Annotated in this window: 12 protein-coding genes; 5 read left to right on the top strand and 7 right to left on the bottom strand. The window is 48.5% G+C overall.

Annotated elements, in window-relative coordinates:
• Positions 1 to 10 precede the first annotated feature (10 nt).
• A complete protein-coding gene (locus tag ACN0UY_RS09680) occupies positions 11 to 1102 on the top strand; it encodes a threonine aldolase family protein (RefSeq protein WP_417666608.1) in 1092 nt (363 codons plus the stop codon).
• Here ACN0UY_RS09680 and ACN0UY_RS09675 read toward each other — a convergent pair.
• The 4 genes from ACN0UY_RS09675 to narL all read right to left on the bottom strand — a co-directional run bounded on the left by ACN0UY_RS09675 (position 1099) and on the right by narL (position 4985).
• The gene (locus tag ACN0UY_RS09675) at positions 1099 to 1296 is read right to left on the bottom strand and encodes a YfhL family 4Fe-4S dicluster ferredoxin (protein ID WP_417666606.1); all 198 of its coding nucleotides are present in this window, start codon (positions 1294 to 1296) and stop codon (positions 1099 to 1101) included. The two genes, ACN0UY_RS09680 and ACN0UY_RS09675, sit on opposite strands and share 4 nt — an antisense overlap.
• Complete coding sequence (yegQ, locus tag ACN0UY_RS09670; RefSeq protein ID WP_417666604.1) at positions 1280 to 2617, bottom strand: tRNA 5-hydroxyuridine modification protein YegQ; 1338 nt, start codon at positions 2615 to 2617, stop codon at positions 1280 to 1282. The genes ACN0UY_RS09675 and yegQ overlap by 17 nt, the downstream gene beginning before the upstream one ends.
• A 45-nt stretch (positions 2618 to 2662) precedes the next feature.
• Positions 2663 to 4258 carry a thiamine pyrophosphate-binding protein gene (locus ACN0UY_RS09665; RefSeq protein WP_417666602.1) on the bottom strand — a complete coding sequence of 532 codons (1596 nt, stop codon included), beginning with the start codon at positions 4256 to 4258 and terminating at the stop codon, positions 2663 to 2665.
• A gap of 82 nt (positions 4259 to 4340) precedes the next feature.
• Positions 4341 to 4985 (bottom strand): two-component system response regulator NarL, encoded by a 645-nt coding sequence (gene narL / locus ACN0UY_RS09660; protein ID WP_417666600.1) that lies wholly within the window; start codon positions 4983 to 4985, stop codon positions 4341 to 4343.
• 208 nt (positions 4986 to 5193) lie between these two features.
• On the opposite strand from narL, the gene ACN0UY_RS09655 reads away from it, so the two are divergent.
• The gene (locus ACN0UY_RS09655) at positions 5194 to 6513 is read left to right on the top strand and encodes a hypothetical protein (protein WP_417666598.1); all 1320 of its coding nucleotides are present in this window, start codon (positions 5194 to 5196) and stop codon (positions 6511 to 6513) included.
• Here the strand turns inward: ACN0UY_RS09655 and ACN0UY_RS09650 are convergent.
• The gene (locus tag ACN0UY_RS09650; protein ID WP_417666596.1) at positions 6510 to 8315 is read right to left on the bottom strand and encodes an ATP-binding protein; all 1806 of its coding nucleotides are present in this window, start codon (positions 8313 to 8315) and stop codon (positions 6510 to 6512) included. The two genes, ACN0UY_RS09655 and ACN0UY_RS09650, sit on opposite strands and share 4 nt — an antisense overlap.
• Positions 8316 to 8461: 146 nt before the next feature.
• Here ACN0UY_RS09650 and ACN0UY_RS09645 point away from each other — a divergent pair, with 146 nt between their 5' ends.
• Positions 8462 to 9676 (top strand): permease, encoded by a 1215-nt coding sequence (locus ACN0UY_RS09645; protein WP_417666594.1) that lies wholly within the window; start codon positions 8462 to 8464, stop codon positions 9674 to 9676.
• Positions 9677 to 9771: 95 nt separating this feature from the next.
• Here the strand turns inward: ACN0UY_RS09645 and ACN0UY_RS09640 are convergent, their stop codons facing one another.
• On the bottom strand, positions 9772 to 12051 hold the full coding sequence (locus tag ACN0UY_RS09640; protein ID WP_417666592.1) for a nitric-oxide reductase large subunit: 2280 nt from the start codon (positions 12049 to 12051) through the stop codon (positions 9772 to 9774).
• A 413-nt stretch (positions 12052 to 12464) separates the two neighbouring features.
• On the opposite strand from ACN0UY_RS09640, the gene nrdG reads away from it, so the two are divergent.
• Together nrdG and nrdD are read left to right on the top strand one after the other, a co-directional pair.
• Positions 12465 to 12917 carry an anaerobic ribonucleoside-triphosphate reductase activating protein gene (gene nrdG / locus ACN0UY_RS09635; RefSeq protein WP_417666590.1) on the top strand — a complete coding sequence of 151 codons (453 nt, stop codon included), beginning with the start codon at positions 12465 to 12467 and terminating at the stop codon, positions 12915 to 12917.
• Positions 12918 to 12952: 35 nt separating this feature from the next.
• Complete coding sequence (gene nrdD / locus ACN0UY_RS09630) at positions 12953 to 14788, top strand: anaerobic ribonucleoside-triphosphate reductase (RefSeq protein WP_417666588.1); 1836 nt, start codon at positions 12953 to 12955, stop codon at positions 14786 to 14788.
• 16 nt (positions 14789 to 14804) lie between these two features.
• Here nrdD and hemN read toward each other — a convergent pair whose 3' ends face one another.
• Positions 14805 to 16184 (bottom strand): oxygen-independent coproporphyrinogen III oxidase, encoded by a 1380-nt coding sequence (gene hemN / locus ACN0UY_RS09625; protein ID WP_417666586.1) that lies wholly within the window; start codon positions 16182 to 16184, stop codon positions 14805 to 14807.
• Positions 16185 to 16264: the final 80 nt, after the last annotated feature.

The raw sequence follows: 16264 nt of genomic DNA, 5'->3' as shown, positions 1-16264 counted from the left end.
AAGTGACACCATGATGAACAGCCTACGCCAAGCCTATCAGCACGCTGCACGCCATGCGCAGTATTCCATTTTGCGTCATCCGCCGGAGTCTATGGCGGCTGTTTTGCGACAACTCGCTGACAGAGCCGAAGGGGTTGATGAGCCCGACGTGTACGGGAACGGTGCATTAATCGAGGATTTTGAAGCGAAACTTGCGGCCTTGTTGGGTAAACCGGCCGCACTGTTTTTGCCAAGCGGCACGCTGGCCCAGCCGCTGGCCCTAAAAATTCATGCGCTCGCTCGCCAAAATAATCACGTGGGCTTGCACCCAAGCTCGCATTTGGTTCTGCATGAACACGATGGCTATCAACAGCTTTGGGGATTAAAAGGGCACCTTATAGGCCAACCTGAGCAGGTGCCGACGCTCAGCGATTTACAGCAATTAGAGGCGCAACAATTGGCGGCAATCGTACTCGAACTGCCGATGCGTGAAATCGGCGGGCAATTGCCGCAATGGACTGACTTACAAGCGCAATCACAGTGGGCGAAGGAGCGCGGCATCGCCGTGCATTTTGACGGCGCGCGGTTATGGCATTGCCCCGCTTATTATCAGCGTAGCTTAGCGGAAATTTGTGAGTTGGCGGATTCCGTGTATGTGAGTTTATACAAAGACATCGGCGGCATTGCCGGAGCGATACTTGCGGGCTCAGCGTCGTTTATTGCTGAAGCAAAAATCTGGAGTCGCCGCGCTGGAGGAAACTTAATTTCCATGTATCCGTACATTTTGGCTGCGGAGAAGGGGATTGAGGATAACTTAGCTGCCGTTGCTGATGCAGTTGTTTATGCCCGCGAGTTGGGGCTGTTACTTGGCAGTATTGACGGTGTGACTGTGAACCCAAGCGAGCCGCAAGGTGCCATGTTTCACCTGCATATCGACCGTGATGAAGAGGCGCTGATGCAAGCCATCACCGAGTATGCGAATACGCACCGCATTATCGTATTACCATTACCGCGGGCCAATAAAAACGGTCGATGTGTGTGTGAAATAAGTGTTGGCCGTCGCACTATGCAGCAGCCAACCGAATTCTGGCACAAGCACCTGAGTGCTTGTCTTGGCCGTTAAGCGTCAGGTACCAGTGTCATGCACTCAATTGGACATACCGGAATGCAAGCAGGTTGGTCGTAGAAACCTTCGCATTCCGTGCATTTATCCCCATCGACCACATAATGCTGTTTTCCCATGGCTATGGCATCGTTTGGGCATTCAGGCACGCACATATCACAATTAATGCAATCGCTATCAATGACGACAGGCATCGGTCACCTCGACGACAGGAATGGTTGGTTGTGGTTTTACGTCGGCTATTTTTATCAACATACTGAATTGCGCCTCTTCGGCACTGAGTGCCGTGGGTAGGCGCACTCCAACTTGGCGGCCCGCACCCGCAGCGCGCTCAAGTGCATGATGATTGGCGTCCACCATGGCCTGTAAGGTGAAGGTTATGTTACCAGAAGGCTTCATTAGAATGAGCGTGTCGCCGACAGCGAAGGCATTTTTAACCTCAACCGTAGCGCTGGCACCGTCGCACTCAAGTATCTCACCAACCAGTAATTGCTCACCTTGGCTATGGCTGGTGGCGTAATTCTGGGTTTCGCTGGGTACATGACGGCGCAGAAAACCTTCCGTGAAGCCACGGTTGGCCATACCGTCAAGCTCGGTCAATAAGTCACGGTTAAAGGGCTTGCCAGCTGCGGCATCATCAATTGCCTGACGGTAAACTTGTGCGGTACGTGCAACGTAATAAGGTGACTTGGTACGGCCCTCAATTTTCAATGAATGCACGCCCATTTTGGTGAGCGCATCCACATGCTCAATGCCGCGCAAGTCTTTGGAGTTCATGATGTACGTGCCGTGCAGGTCCTCGTCCATCAGCATGTATTCACCAGGGCGCTGTGGCTCAGTCAGCAGCACCGGGGTATCAATCGGGTTGAATTGGCCTACCGCATCTTCTTCTGCGTCGTGCACCTGATAAGGCCAGCGACACGAGTTCGTGCAAGCTCCTTGGTTTGGGTCGCGCTTATTGAAGTAGCCGGACAAGAGGCATCGGCCTGAATAAGCCATGCATAAGGCACCATGCACAAACACTTCAATTTCCATCTCTGGGCATCTTTCTCGAATTTCAGCAATCTCGCGCACTTCGAGTTCGCGCGACACGATGATCCGTTCAATGCCTTGATGTTGCCAGAACTTTACTGCGGCCCAGTTGACGGTGTTCGCTTGCACACTTAAATGCAGCGCCTGGTTGGGATAATGCTCGCGCAACAACATCACAATTCCGGGGTCGGATACAATCAATGCGTCGGGCTTTAATGCAATAACTGGCGCCATATCGTCGACAAAGGTAACCAACTTCGAGTTATGCGGTGCAATGTTTACGACCACATAGAATTTTTTACCTAAGGAATGCGCTTCAGCAATGCCCTGTGCAAGGCGCGGTAGATCAAACTCATTGTTGCGCACGCGCAAGCTATAGCGTGGCTGCCCAGCGTAGACAGCATCGGCGCCATATGCAAAAGCAAGCCGCATGGCTTTTAAGCTGCCCGCGGGGCTTAGTAATTCAGATGGGTGTGACTGCATAAAACCTTTGACTGGGTTAATGGTGCCTAAAAATGGTCGGGTAGTTTATACCTCGGTTGAGTTGGTTTTATTGATTGAGGTCAAGGTTTCCGCAAATTTAGACAGCTTCGCGGAACGGCTTTTCTCTGGCATCCAAACATCGATGAGGTGCGCTTGGTCAGGTTCAGCCCACGCCTTGGCAAATGCTTTTGCGAAGCTTTCCTGATCGTGAGCCCGAATACTTTCAATGCCCATGCCTGCAGCGATGCTGGTATATTGCCAGTGATGCAGTTTGGTGCAGTTTAGATTTGGCGCGAAGGCCTCAATCATGTCCCATCGATGATTATTAATCAGCACAACGATCGGTTTGCAGCCATACCGTAAGCATTGGCCAAGCTCCAGCCCTGTCATCAGAAACGCGCCGTCGCCGACAAGAACAACAGGCCGCCGGCGGGTGGTAACGTAAACGCCAAGGGCAGCCGGTATGGAGTATCCCATAGACGCATAATACGCTGGCGCTAAAAATTTTGTCGGCGAAGCGCGTAATGACGCAAATAAACAATCACCTACATCGCTGACAATGGGAACAATCGTGGATTGCTGTGATAGTTGGCAGTGTATTTCCTGCACCACGTTATCTGTGGAAAAGTGCGGTTCAAGCTGCGGTTCAGACTGTTTTAAACTACGCGTTTCAAACAAAGGCAATGGCTCACTGGCCAGTCGACTGCACCAGCTTTTCAACGACTGCTCGGGGAAATTTACGCGATAAAAATGAGCCGCATGTATCAATGCGCGGTGGGCACTGAAATTACTGTCCGTGTAAACCACGCCTAAAGCAATGATCACGTCGGCATTGTTAAGTAACTGGTAGGCCAAGGTGTCGGTAGCGCCACAAAATACACCGCCATAGCAAGGGTGGTGTGGATTAACGCTGGCGCGGCCGAGCAGTGATGTGACCAGCGGAATATTAAATTGCTCGGCTAAACATTCAACAGCGTGTTGAGCGCCGCTGCGTCGCACATTAACACCACTCAAAATAACCGGCCGGCGGGCGATACTTAATGCTGCAACAACCCGTTGATAATCGTCTTCATGAACGCCGGCTGGCTGTTTGCGCGAGGCGGGAAATGGCAGCAGTGGCACCATTTCAAAATCAACCGCATCGCGGGGCACTTCAATAAGCACAGGACGGGATTGTTCTTTGCAGGTTTGCAGTGCCTCGTGCAGCATTTGTGTCGCGGTTTCAGCGTTATCCAGGCGTACTTGCAAACAGGTAATTTCAGTATAGATGCGGCGCTGAGAATCGATGGTTTTGGCTTGATGATGAATTTGCAGGCCGGAAGCGATCTCGTTGCGGCTGGGGTAACCGGCAAAAATAACTAACGGCACATATTCTTCATAGGCTTGGGCCACGGCATTGACGCCATTCAATGCGCCAGCACCGTAGGTCAGTGCAACAGCGGCCGGACGGTTTGCGCATCGGGCTGCGGCATCGGCTGCATAAACGGCAGCTGGCTCGTGGGTCAGGTAGTAGAATGGCAGCGCGTCGGGTTGTTGTTGCAACTGTTGCAACATTGGCAAAATAAAGTCCCCAGGAATCCCAAAAAGCTCGTTGACGCCAATGTGGCGCAGAGCTTTGGTAATCGCAGTACCCAATTGCATCGCAATACCCTTATCAGAAACTAAACAGCCCACGAGTGTGGGCTGTTTAGTTAGGTAATGCTTTGATGTTGGTCAACAATACTTAAGTGTCTTGATTGACCATCCACACGGCAGCTTCTACACGTGAACGTAGGCCAAGCTTTTTAAGCAGGTGCTTTACATGCACTTTCACCGTGCCGTCGGAAATATCCAATTCACGCGCGATAACCTTGTTGCTCATGCCCTTGGCGATGAGTTCTAAGATTTCTCGCTCACGGTTGGTCAATCCGTCCAGTTTGCTCGCCGTGGGTGCTGAAGGGCGGCGTAATGCAGTGGCTAACACCTCGGTAATGGCTTCGCTTAAAACCATTTTCCCATCGACAGCGCGTTGAATTTGCTCCAGCAACAATTCGGGATCCATGTCCTTCAACAAATAACCATCAGCGCCATTGGTGATAGCAGTGACCACGTCTTCATCAGCATCGGACACGGTCAGCATGACAATACGTGAGGTTACGCCATTGTCGCGCATGCGTTTCAAGGTTTCTAAACCGTCCATACCTTGCATATTAAGGTCGAGAATGATCAGGTCTGGGTCCAGTTCTTCTGCTCGAATCAGGGCATCGGCACCGTTACTGCATTCAGCAACAACTTCCAAGCCATCTTCAAGCGAGATTAATTGTTTCAAACCCTTGCGTAGCAGCGGATGGTCATCCACAAGCATTATGCTAGCGGGGGTGTCAGACATGACGAGCTCCTTGTTTGCATCAACTTTGTTGCGTTCGGTCAGTATTGTTACACATTGTTCCATGACAAAGTATAGGTTAGCGCAATCTAACCCAAAAGGGGTAGTTTTACGTGCCCCTTATGCCCTGCTAGTTATCACTCCCGCTGAATTGTTGTACTGCGCGAGATCACGCATAGTTTACACATTGGAAAATTTTATGGAGCAGCGCGTGAATACGGTAAGAGCGTCCTCAACTGTCGATAAACCAACAGCAATCAATTTGATTGTTGGCATGACGTTGTGGATGAGCTTGAGTGTGCTGGTGGTGCAGTTGTTTTCAGTCGACGCTGGCTTTGACTTCGCACAGCTCTATCGCTTGCTGGCTTTATCGGGGCTCAGTGCAACGGCATGGCATTTTGTGTTTTTCTGGCTGGGTGAGCGTGCTATGCAATCCCGGTTTATTTATCTAAGCACCGCGGCCCTTTTGATCCCGGCCGCTGCCATGGTGTGGTTGCTCATGCACCCGCCATTAAGCTATGCGGCATTGCAGTGGCTCGCAGTAGCTTGTGGGTTTGGCGGTGCACAATTTATCGCCTTCACCCGCAATGACAAAATCGATAAAACTGGCCTTGGTTGGACCCTCGCAGTCAATGCTGGCATTGCCGGTGTGGGCATTGTTATCGCGCAAGCGGCTTTGCCGTTTCTATCGAGTATAAATTTATTCGGCGCGCTTGCTGGCATGCCGTGGGTTTCAACCCATGGAAGTGGTGACATTGTTGGCGTTATTGCCCCAGGTTCGTCGCTGTGGTTGTCGAATATGGGTTGGGTGATTATTGCGGCGATTGCCGTTGCGAGTATTGTTTGGCAAGTGGCTCGGCGCACGCAACATGACCCAGCAAAGCCTTTCGGCACGATTACCGACCGTACGCATTACCGGGCAATATTGCGTAACAAACATACGTGGGTCATGACCTTACTGTACGTGATGGCGTTTGGTTCTTTTATTGGGTTCACCATTACCTTTCCATTAAGTCTGCAAAATTTCAGCGCAACGTATACCCCAAACGCATTAACCTATGCATGGATTGGCCCGTTACTGGGGGTTTTGGCGCGCCCATTTGGTGGTTGGTTAGCCGATTTATTTGGCGGCTCAAAGGTAACCTTTTGGTGTGCCGTGGTGTTGGCGATAAGCAGCGTGGTGGCTGGTGTCATCACGTATAAAGCGACGCACAGCCCACTGCCAGAACAGTGGTTTTTGGGGTACCTGTTGGTGTTCTTGACTATTTTTATAGCAACAGGAGCAGCAAGTAGTGCCATTTTTCGCAGTGTTAGCGTGGTGTTACCGCTGGAGCAGTTGCCGCTGGCGCTGCGCTGGCTCACTGCGGTGGCTAGCGCTGGCGCTGCATATATTCCGGCGCTGTGGTACGTAAATAGCACCACGGCAACCCCAGCTTACGCGCTGTTCGTATTCGCCATATTCTATGTGGTATGCGCCGTGTTGGTTGCTTACATGTACTTGCGTAACAAAGCGGAGTTTTATAACCCTTAAGCCGTTGTTGGGGCATCCTGGCGTTCTAATATGTACTGCGGTGTGAATTCGAAATACACTCCTGTACCACCTGCGGCACGGCGTTGAATGGAAATGTCACCCCCTAAATGGCGACTGCGTTCCTGCATGATAGCTAAACCATAGTGATTCAGTTTTTCTGCGTTTTCTGGAATACCGACACCGTTATCTTCAATGCTTAGGTGAATACCATTATTTTCGTCCTGTGCCAGCTTCACGACCACATCAGAACCTTGGCTATGATGAATGGCATTCTGACAAGCTTCACGAATAATTTGCAGCAAATGAATTTCTTCGTGGGGCACCAGTGGTGTGCTTTCTAATTGGTAATCTAAACGAAACGCAATGTCTGACTGATCGTTAAACTGTTTGATGGTGGTTTGCAGTGCGTGCAACATACCTGCGCCATCCACTTTTAAACGGAACGTTGTCAGCAATTCTCGGAGCTGACGGTATGCCGCGTTCAAACCTTCTTTCAGTTCTTTCGAAACGTCTTCGATAACTTCTCGGTTATCTTTCTCAATGGCTTTGTTTAATCGCGTGACCTGAATCTTCAAATAAGACAGTGCCTGCGCGAGTGAATCATGGAGTTCACGCGCAATCACGGTGCGTTCCTGAATCAGCGCTAAACGTCGCACTTGCTCTTCTTCTTGTTTCAGGCTTAATGCCACAGCAAGCTGGTCGGCCACCGACTGAATGAGTTGCTGTTGCCAGTCGCTGAGTTGCTCACTAGTTGGACAGCGCGCAACCAACACCCCGTAATTATGATCTTCGCGATCGATTGGGAAACGATAAATTCGCAAGCCGTCGATGATTGATACACCACCACCTGCGTTTACGCACTGACTGCAGTCCACACCCTCACACGGGTCGATGGGGGCGCCAATGGGTTGCACTTGTAAATACGGCTTGTTGCCCGCTTCCGTGATTAAACACAGTTCAATATCGTCAACTTCTGAGGCCCGTTTCAGGCCGTTTACAATCGCGGTAAAGTCGTGATAACCCGGCGAATGTTCAATGATGGTGCGTGCTGTGTCGTATAAGAATTGCAGTCTAATATTCGACTTCTGAATCGCTTGTGTCTGCTCGTCGACACGCTTTTCAAGGTTGCCGTACATAAAACCGATCGCTTCATTCATTTTATTCAGGGTACCAGCAAGTACACCCAGCTCGTCTTTCATCGGGTGTTTCACGCGCGCGGTAAAATCACCTTGGCCAATTCGGCGAGCAGCCTGTGTGAGCACTTCCAGCGGGTAGCGTACGCGCGTGCGCAGCCAGTAGAAAATAACCAAGGCCAGGCCAATACTGGCAAATAGCGATAAAACTTGAATGGAGCGAATGGAGCGAATGCGTTGTTCAGCATCTTGCTGAATTGCAGTAACGAACTCGTTAATTTGATCAATTTGTGGGCCGATTGCTGCAACCAATTGCTCGGATGTAATTTCGCCCGTTGCTACTTGCTGCTGAAATGTTTGCCAGCTAGCCATTGATTCGGTGTACAAATCGGTTAGTTCGTTATCTTCAATTTTGAAACGGTTAAAAACGTGGTGATTCCAGCTGTCATTGAGCGCAGTGGCCACAGTCGCCGCATTATCTGGGTCGTGCATGGCATGCCAGCTGTATTGGTAAGCTTGATAGCGTAATGAACCAGCAACATTAATCGCCAGCGCATCATGGTCCGCTTTTTCTGACAGCCAATATGACGCGAGCAACGTCAGTATCGTCAGCGCGACCATGGCGCTTAGGGCAATACCGATGCGTGTAACAATCGAAAATTTATTCATAACACCTAAACTGAGCGTTGTTGCAGGTAGCTGTATAGTTTAACGCCAAATACGTTTGGGTGCGAATAAGGAATTTTATGGCACGGCCGAAGGCTTTTGGTACCCTGCTATACTCTAAATTCAGTTATACGGTTTAGGGAGAATCAATGACAGAATTTATCACCGCTTGGGGAGAATCCGCGTATACCAGTTTAGGCTTTTTCTGGATGGCATTATGGGCTTTTGTATTAGGCTATTTGATAAGTAGTTTAATTCAAGTGCTAATCACCAAGCGACGTATGCGCAACGCAATGGGAAACAACAACCTGAAATCAGTTTCTTTAGGTACGTTTTTCGGATTCATTTCCAGTTCCTGCAGTTTTGCTGCGCTTTCGACCACCCGCGCGCTCTTTAATAAAGGTGCTGCTTTCAGTGCTTCTATGGCCTTTATGCTAGCATCAACAAACTTAGTGATAGAGCTTGGTTTTGTGATTTCTATTTTTCTAGGCTGGCAGTTTGTGGTTGGTGAGTATATTGGTGGGTTGCTGCTGATTCTGTTTGTGTGGCTATTTATTACTTTAACCAATCCACAAAATCTTATTAAGCAAGCCCGCCACGAAGACAGCGAAGACGAGCATCAGCATGAAAGCACGCTATCTGACTTGTTGAGCAAAGAAACGTGGCAGAAGGTCGGCCAAAAATATGTCATGGAATGGCAAATGGTTTGGCAGGACATTCTTATCGGCTTTACCGTCGCCGGTGTAATTTCGGCGTTCGTACCAAGCGCATTTTTTGAGTGGCTTTTTGTTGGTGTTGGCAGTGCCGGTGAACTTGGTTTTTGGTCATTGTTGCAACAAGCCGTGGTAGGGCCAATTGCTGCATTCTTTACCTTTATTGGCTCCATGGGGAACATTCCATTGGCGGCGGTGTTATTTGGTGAAGGCGTCGCTTTTGCTGGGGTTATGGCATTTATATTTTCTGATTTGATTGTGCTTCCTGTATTGAAAATAAATGCACGCTACTACGGTTGGAAAATGGCGCTTTACATAGCCTTGATGTTATTTGTATGCCTAGTTGCAGCGTCGTTGGTGATGCACTACGGCTTGGTTGCGTTTGACTTGCTACCTGATGCATCGCAATGGACTTCGCCCGCAGAGCAGGAGCACTTTCAGCTAAACTATGGGTTTGTTTTGAACCTAATCTTTCTGGCACTTAGCGCGGTGATGATTGTTTATTGGCGTCAGGCACAACAAGCCAGTGAACACGGTCATCACGATCATGACCATAGCGAGTCATCGCTCAGTGACAAAATTATGGCTGGTCTTTGTGTAATCAGTGCAGTTTGGTTAATTGGTGGCACGATTGTTTACGCGACTGCATAATGCAAAAAAAAAGCCCGAGACGGTTGGGAGGTCTCGGGCTAACACTGCCGTGGTAAACCACGGTCAACAACACAAATTGTGTTACTTCAAACTACTTAGCTTTCAACGGTTACCGGTTTAGCGTCAATTTCAGCTTCTTGCTGCTTGCCAAACAGGCCAATAACAACCTGATAGGCAACAGCGAGTCCGCCAATAATGAACACAACGTCACCGATAGTACGAATCCAGCGTAAGCTTTGCAGTAATGGTTGCTGCATAAACGCTTCGCTACGTGCGTACCACAGGCCTTCAGTTGCTGATGCAAAGAACTGAATGAAACCGATAGGTAACAAGCTAGTGAATAACATTAAGCACAGGCCGATATTCAACCACCAGAAACCGGTTTTCATAATCTTGTCGTTAAACGCGAAGTTCGGACGAATGTAGCGCAAGATTAACAGCACGAAACCGATTGCTAAGAAGCCATACACCCCAAACAGCGCTGCGTGAGCGTGAGTTGGTGTGGTATTCAAGCCTTGGATGTAATACAGCGCGATGGGTGGGTTGATCATGAAGCCCAATACGCCAGCACCTAAGAAGTTCCAGAATGCTACAGCAACAAAGCACAGTAGTGGCCACTTGATACGTTGCATCCACTCGGCGCGACGTTGCAAGCTCCAGTTTTCCCAAGCTTCATAACCAAGTACCACTAATGGCACCACTTCCAGCGCAGAGAACGTTGCGCCAACAGCCATGATTGGTGTTGTAGTACCTGAGAAGTACAAGTGGTGGAAGGTACCCGGTACGCCGCCTAACATGAACAGTGACGCTGATGCCAATGCGGCAGCAGTAGCCATACGACGTGACACGAGGCCCATGCTATTAAAGATGAACGCCAATGCTGCGGTTGCAAACACTTCAAAGAAGCCTTCAACCCACAGGTGAACGATCCACCAGCGCCAGTATTCCATCACAGATAAGTGAGTACGTTCGCCGTAGAAGAAGCCCGCACCGTAGAACAAGCCAATCGCAACCACAGAAGCGGTTAATAATGCTAACAAGTTCTTGTCGCCAGGCTGTTTGAACGCGCCAACAACGCCGCGTAGCATCAAGCCAAGCCAGAATACGATGCCAAGGAACTTACCAATTTGCCACAAACGTCCTAAATCGACGTATTCATAGCCTTGGTGACCCAGCCAGAAGCTGAGGTGCTCAGGCATGATTTGCGCAATGGCCAAGTAGTTACCAATAAACGAACCGGCAACAACCACAACCAGAGCCCAGAACAGGATATCAACACCAATTTTTTGGAATTTCGGGTCTTTACCACCGTTAATAATCGGTGCTAAGAATAATCCCGCCGCTAAGAAGCCGGTTGCAATCCAGAAGAGCGCCGCCTGTATGTGCCAGGTGCGAACTAATGAATAGGGGAACCACTGCGACACGTTAATGCCATAGAATTCTTGGCCTTCAACAGTGTAATGCGCGGTAAAGCCACCTAAGAAGATTTGTACGATAAACAATGCCATGACCAAGAACAGGTACTTACCCAGTGCTTTTTGTGACGGGGTTAGATTTACCAAGCTGATTGGATCTTTTTTCGGCGCTTCAGTTTCTTCTTCGTCGTGGTCACGCAAGAAGGCCCAAGCCCAAATCAAGGCGCCGACACCGGCAATAAGTAGAATGATTGACACTAACGACCAAATTAAATTTTCGGCACTCGGTTTGTTGTCAATTAACGGCTCATGCGGCCAGTTGTTGGTGTAAGTCACATCGCTATCAGGACGCTCGGTTGCGGCTGACCATGCTGTCCAGAAAAAGAACTGGGTCATTAGCTCGCGGCGCTCTAAGCTTGGCAATGTGTTTTCTTTCATAGCATAGTTTTCGCGCGTGCTTTTTAACGACAAATCGTCACTGAAAAGACGTTTGTAGTAATCCGCAGTTTCCGCAATAGCTTGTGCACGCACATCACCGACAACCAAGGTGTCCGTTGCGGCGTCATAAGCTGGGTGACGGTAAGCTTGTTTCAGCTCGAACTGCAGCGAGTTTTGCTGTGCTGCGGTTAGGCTTTCATAGCTTTGTCCGTAAGTTTTTTGAGCGGTTATTTCTAACCAAGCCACTAATTCGCGGTGCAACCAATCGGCTGTCCAGTCAGGTGCTTGGTATGCGCCGTGACCCCAGATAGAGCCCAATTGCATGCCACCGACTGATTGCCAGGCGGTTTGCCCGTCAAGAATCGATTCTTCCGTCATCAAAACTTGACCTGATTCGGTCATGACTTGATCAGGAATCGGCGGAGCGACACGGTAAACTTCTTTACCGAAGTATCCAAGGACACCAAAGGTGATGGCCAAGATGGCTATCAGTATCCACCATAATTTTTTATAACCGGCCATTTGGCACCTCCGGCTGTTGATGTTGTTGCATTGTTGATTCTCCCTTTAATCAAGTTTGCACTGGGTCAGATGTGACTAGCGCGCACGTTGATTCTTATAGCAAGCTCCGTGCCACTTCGTATTTGGCTGAAATCACACGGAAATTTAATCTTTGTGGGTTAAATCAACCCAGCTCTTAAGCAGTCATTTAAACCGCCTTGGTAGAAATTACCCGCGTATAGAATCGCATGGGCCTGTGCTATTAGAAATTGAGCTAAAGAGGTAACTGAAAGGAATCTATGGGGTATACCCATTGGGGGTAGTTTTTATTGATCCAGATCAATGCAGTAAAGCGCGTCGGGTCTATGCTTGATAGCAACAAAACACAATATATAGATATATAAATAAATACACACACAACATATAGGTGTTTCATGTTGCGATACAGCGCAGAGCAAGTGGTTTTCCAAGAGGTACCCGGAGAGGTCTCTCTTGCTTACACCATTACCGGCTGTCCGGTGGGCTGCAAAGGCTGCCACAGTGTGGATAGCTGGCCCGTTGGTAGCGGCGAACAACTAACCGCTGATTATTTTTCTGCGCGCTTGGCCCAATACCGCAACTTAATTACTTGTGTGCTGTTTTTAGGCGGTGAATGGCAGCCTGAAACGTTAATTGCGCGATTACAGCAAGCACGAAATGCTGGACTGCAAACCTGTTTATACACGGGTTACGAGGATGTGTCGCTGCAGATTAAACAACATTTGACCTACCTCAAAACCGGCCCCTGGGTGGCCAGTTTAGGGGGGCTTGATAGCCCAACCACCAATCAAAAATTTTATGACCTACGCACCCAGCAATTGCTGAACTGCCGGTTCCTTGCAAGTTAACCGGATCATTAAAAATATAAATAAGGAGAGTAGCCATGTTGCGCTTAAACCCAGAACAAGTTGACGCGAAAATGGATTTCATCAAACACTATTTAGCAGCACAAAATGCAGCTGATGGCTCGAAGATGGATGCCAATGCGAATGTGACCCAAAAGAACATCGCGACGCTAGAAGCCGAGTTAATGAAAGACTTTTTTGTGCAGGTTAACCGCAAGCAAGTTAGTACAAAAATCAGCGAATTATTTGGCTCGGAACTGGGGCAAGAATACATTCGCCAAATTGAAGACCATGAAATTTATGTACATGACGAAACCAGCTTAAAGCCTTATTGCGTGTCGGTAACCATGTACCCATTTTTGCGTGACGGCTTAACCAAACTTGGTGGTGAGTCGAAAGCGCCTAAGCATTTAGAAAGCTTTTGTGGCACCTTCGTGAATTTTGTATTTGCAGTCAGTTCACAGTTTGCTGGTGCGGTGGCCACGGTAGAATTCCTGGCGTATTTCGATCATTTTGCGCGCCGTGATTACGGTGATAACTACCTTGAAACTCACCCTCATGAGATTGCTAATCATCTTCAACACGTGGTTTATGCATTGAATCAACCCGCCGCTGCGCGTGGCTATCAAAGTGTATTTTGGAATATCTCAGTGTATGACCAGCATTACTTTGAAAGCATGTTCGGTGATTTTGTATTCCCTGACTTTAGTAAAAGCAGCTGGGCGTCAGTGAGTAAACTGCAAGACTTCTTCTTGCATTGGTTTAACGAAGAGCGCAAGAAAACCATTTTAACGTTTCCAGTGGTAACGGTGGCGATGTTGACGGACCAAGGGCAATGCAAAGATCAGGAGTTTGCACGCCATATTGCGCACGAACTTGCTGATGGCAATTCATTCTTCGTATACCTGTCACCAAATGCCGACTCACTGGCTTCATGCTGCCGCCTGCGCAGTGAAATCAGTGATAATACGTTCTCTTACACTCTTGGCGCAGGTGGGGTGGCGACCGGCTCTATCAATGTGATTACCATTAATATGAACCGCTTGGTTCAGGATGGTCGCGATTTGGAAACTGAAATTGAAAAAATCCAAAAGTACCAAGTGGCTTATCGGAAAATTATGGAAGAGTACAAAGCTGCTGGTTTACTCACCGTGTACGATGCTGGATTTATCTCACTGGATAAGCAGTTTTTGACGATCGGTATTAACGGCATGGTTGAAGCGGCCGAGTCACAAGGTTTGGTCGCAAGCAACAATCGCGACTATATCGAGTTTGTGCAGCGGCATTTGAAAGTCATTTATGACGCCAATAAACGCGCGAAGCAAGAATATGGTTACATGTTTAATACTGAATTTGTCCCCGCAGAAAACCTCGGTGTTAAAAATGCGAAGTGGGATCGTGAAGACGGCTATTTTGTGCCACGCGACTGCTATAACTCGTACTTCTACGTGGTCGAAGATGACGCGACCAACTCGCTGGATAAATTCATCATGCATGGCGACGAGCTTATTGAGTTTCTAGATGGTGGCTCAGCATTGCATTTGAATTTGGATGAAAAGCTTACAACAGATGGCTACTTGTCGATGCTGAATATTGCCGCAACAACCGGCTGCAATTATTTCTGCATTAATGTCAAAATCACCATTTGTAACGCTTGTGAAAAAATTGATAAGCGTACGCTTTGCGAATGCTCAGCATGTGGTTCTGTCGATATTGACTACGGTACGCGGGTGATTGGCTATTTGAAGCGGGTGTCAGCGTTTAGCTCAGGGCGTCGCCAAGAGCATGCAGCGCGGCATTATCATCGTAAGCAACAAGACACCAGTATTGCTGGTGCTCGAGCGCAAGCCAATGCGCTCAAGCAAGCAAGTTAAGATTGCTGGCGCCGCGTTACACCACTTTGGAGTAACGCGGTGCAGTGGCTGAATCGTCAAGATAAGCATCAAAGCAAGCACAGATACTGCGTACCCACAGTCGGCCAAGGGTTGTTACGCGCAATTGGTTGGCATCAAGCTCAACCAGGCCATCTTCGATAAATGGTTCCAGTTTGCGCTTGGCATCAGCAAAGTAGTCCCAAAAATTCTCAATGTTCCAGCTGTTGGCAAATTCCTGAATGTCTAAATCGAAATGACAGATCACTTGCGAAATTAACGCCGCACGCAATTTATCATCCGTGTTTAATTCAAAACCTTTTATAATTGGCAGCGTACCGCTACTGATAGCTTTGTAATAGGAAGGTAACTCTTTCACGTTTTGCCAGAGTACCCCGTCAATTTGGCTAATCGATGATGCGCCAATACCCAGCAAAGCATCTTGTCCGGATGTGGTATAGCCCTGGAAATTACGTTGTAACTCACCGCGTTGCTGGGCTTGCGCTAAGGTATCGTCAGTTTTCGCAAAGTGGTCCATACCAATAAACTGATAGCCGGCAGCGGTAAACTTGGTAATGCCTAACTGCAGTAATTCAAGTTTAATCGGCGCGGTAGGTAAGCTTGATTCATCAATTTTACGCTGCCCCGCAAAACGCGATGGCAAATGCGCATAACTAAATAGCGACACGCGGTCAGGGTTTAACTCAATGACCTGATCAATTGACGCCGCAAAAGTTTCTGGCCGCTGATAAGGCAACCCATAAATCAAATCAAGGTTGATTGAGCGAAAACCAAGCTCTTTGCTTAAGGCAATTTGATGCTTGATCATGTCGGTGTCTTGCACCCGATTGATCGCAATTTGCACTTTCGTGTCGAAGTCTTGCACGCCATAACTGACACGGTCAAAACCAAGCTTGCGCAAATGGCGCAACTTATCATCACTGCAGCTACGTGGGTCAATTTCGATCGACCATTCCGTGTTGTCCGTGAAACTAAAGTGTTCGTGCAATAAATCCATCAAACGCGACAACTGCGTTTCACTCAAGAATGTTGGTGTGCCACCGCCCATGTGTACCGATTCAAATTTACGGTTGCCGAGTAGTGCTTTATACATCGCCATTTCTTTGGCTAAGTAGTCCAAATAAATGTCGGCTTTGTGCTGATGGCGAGTGATGACTTTGTTACAACCACAGTAATAGCAAAGCTTAATGCAGAACGGTAAGTGAATGTATAAACTCAATTCGTCAGGGGCGTTAGCAAGCGTTTGCTCCATGGTACTCAATGGAAATTTATTGTGCAGTGCTAACGCTGTTGGATAAGACGTATAGCGTGGTCCATTGATGTTGTACTTGTCGATGAGCGCTTGGCTCCAAACAATCTGGTTTGCGTTATTGGTCATGCTGACACCTTGGGGGTAACCCCTTACCTGTGAATTTCTAAGCGCAGTTTATATGATGCAGATCAGAAAATTGATACACC

Source organism: Pseudidiomarina sp. (assembly GCF_048268165.1).
Taxonomy (GTDB): Bacteria; Pseudomonadota; Gammaproteobacteria; order Enterobacterales; family Alteromonadaceae; genus Pseudidiomarina.
Note: the sequence above shows the minus strand (reverse complement) of the source record. Positions and strands in the feature narration are given on the sequence as shown.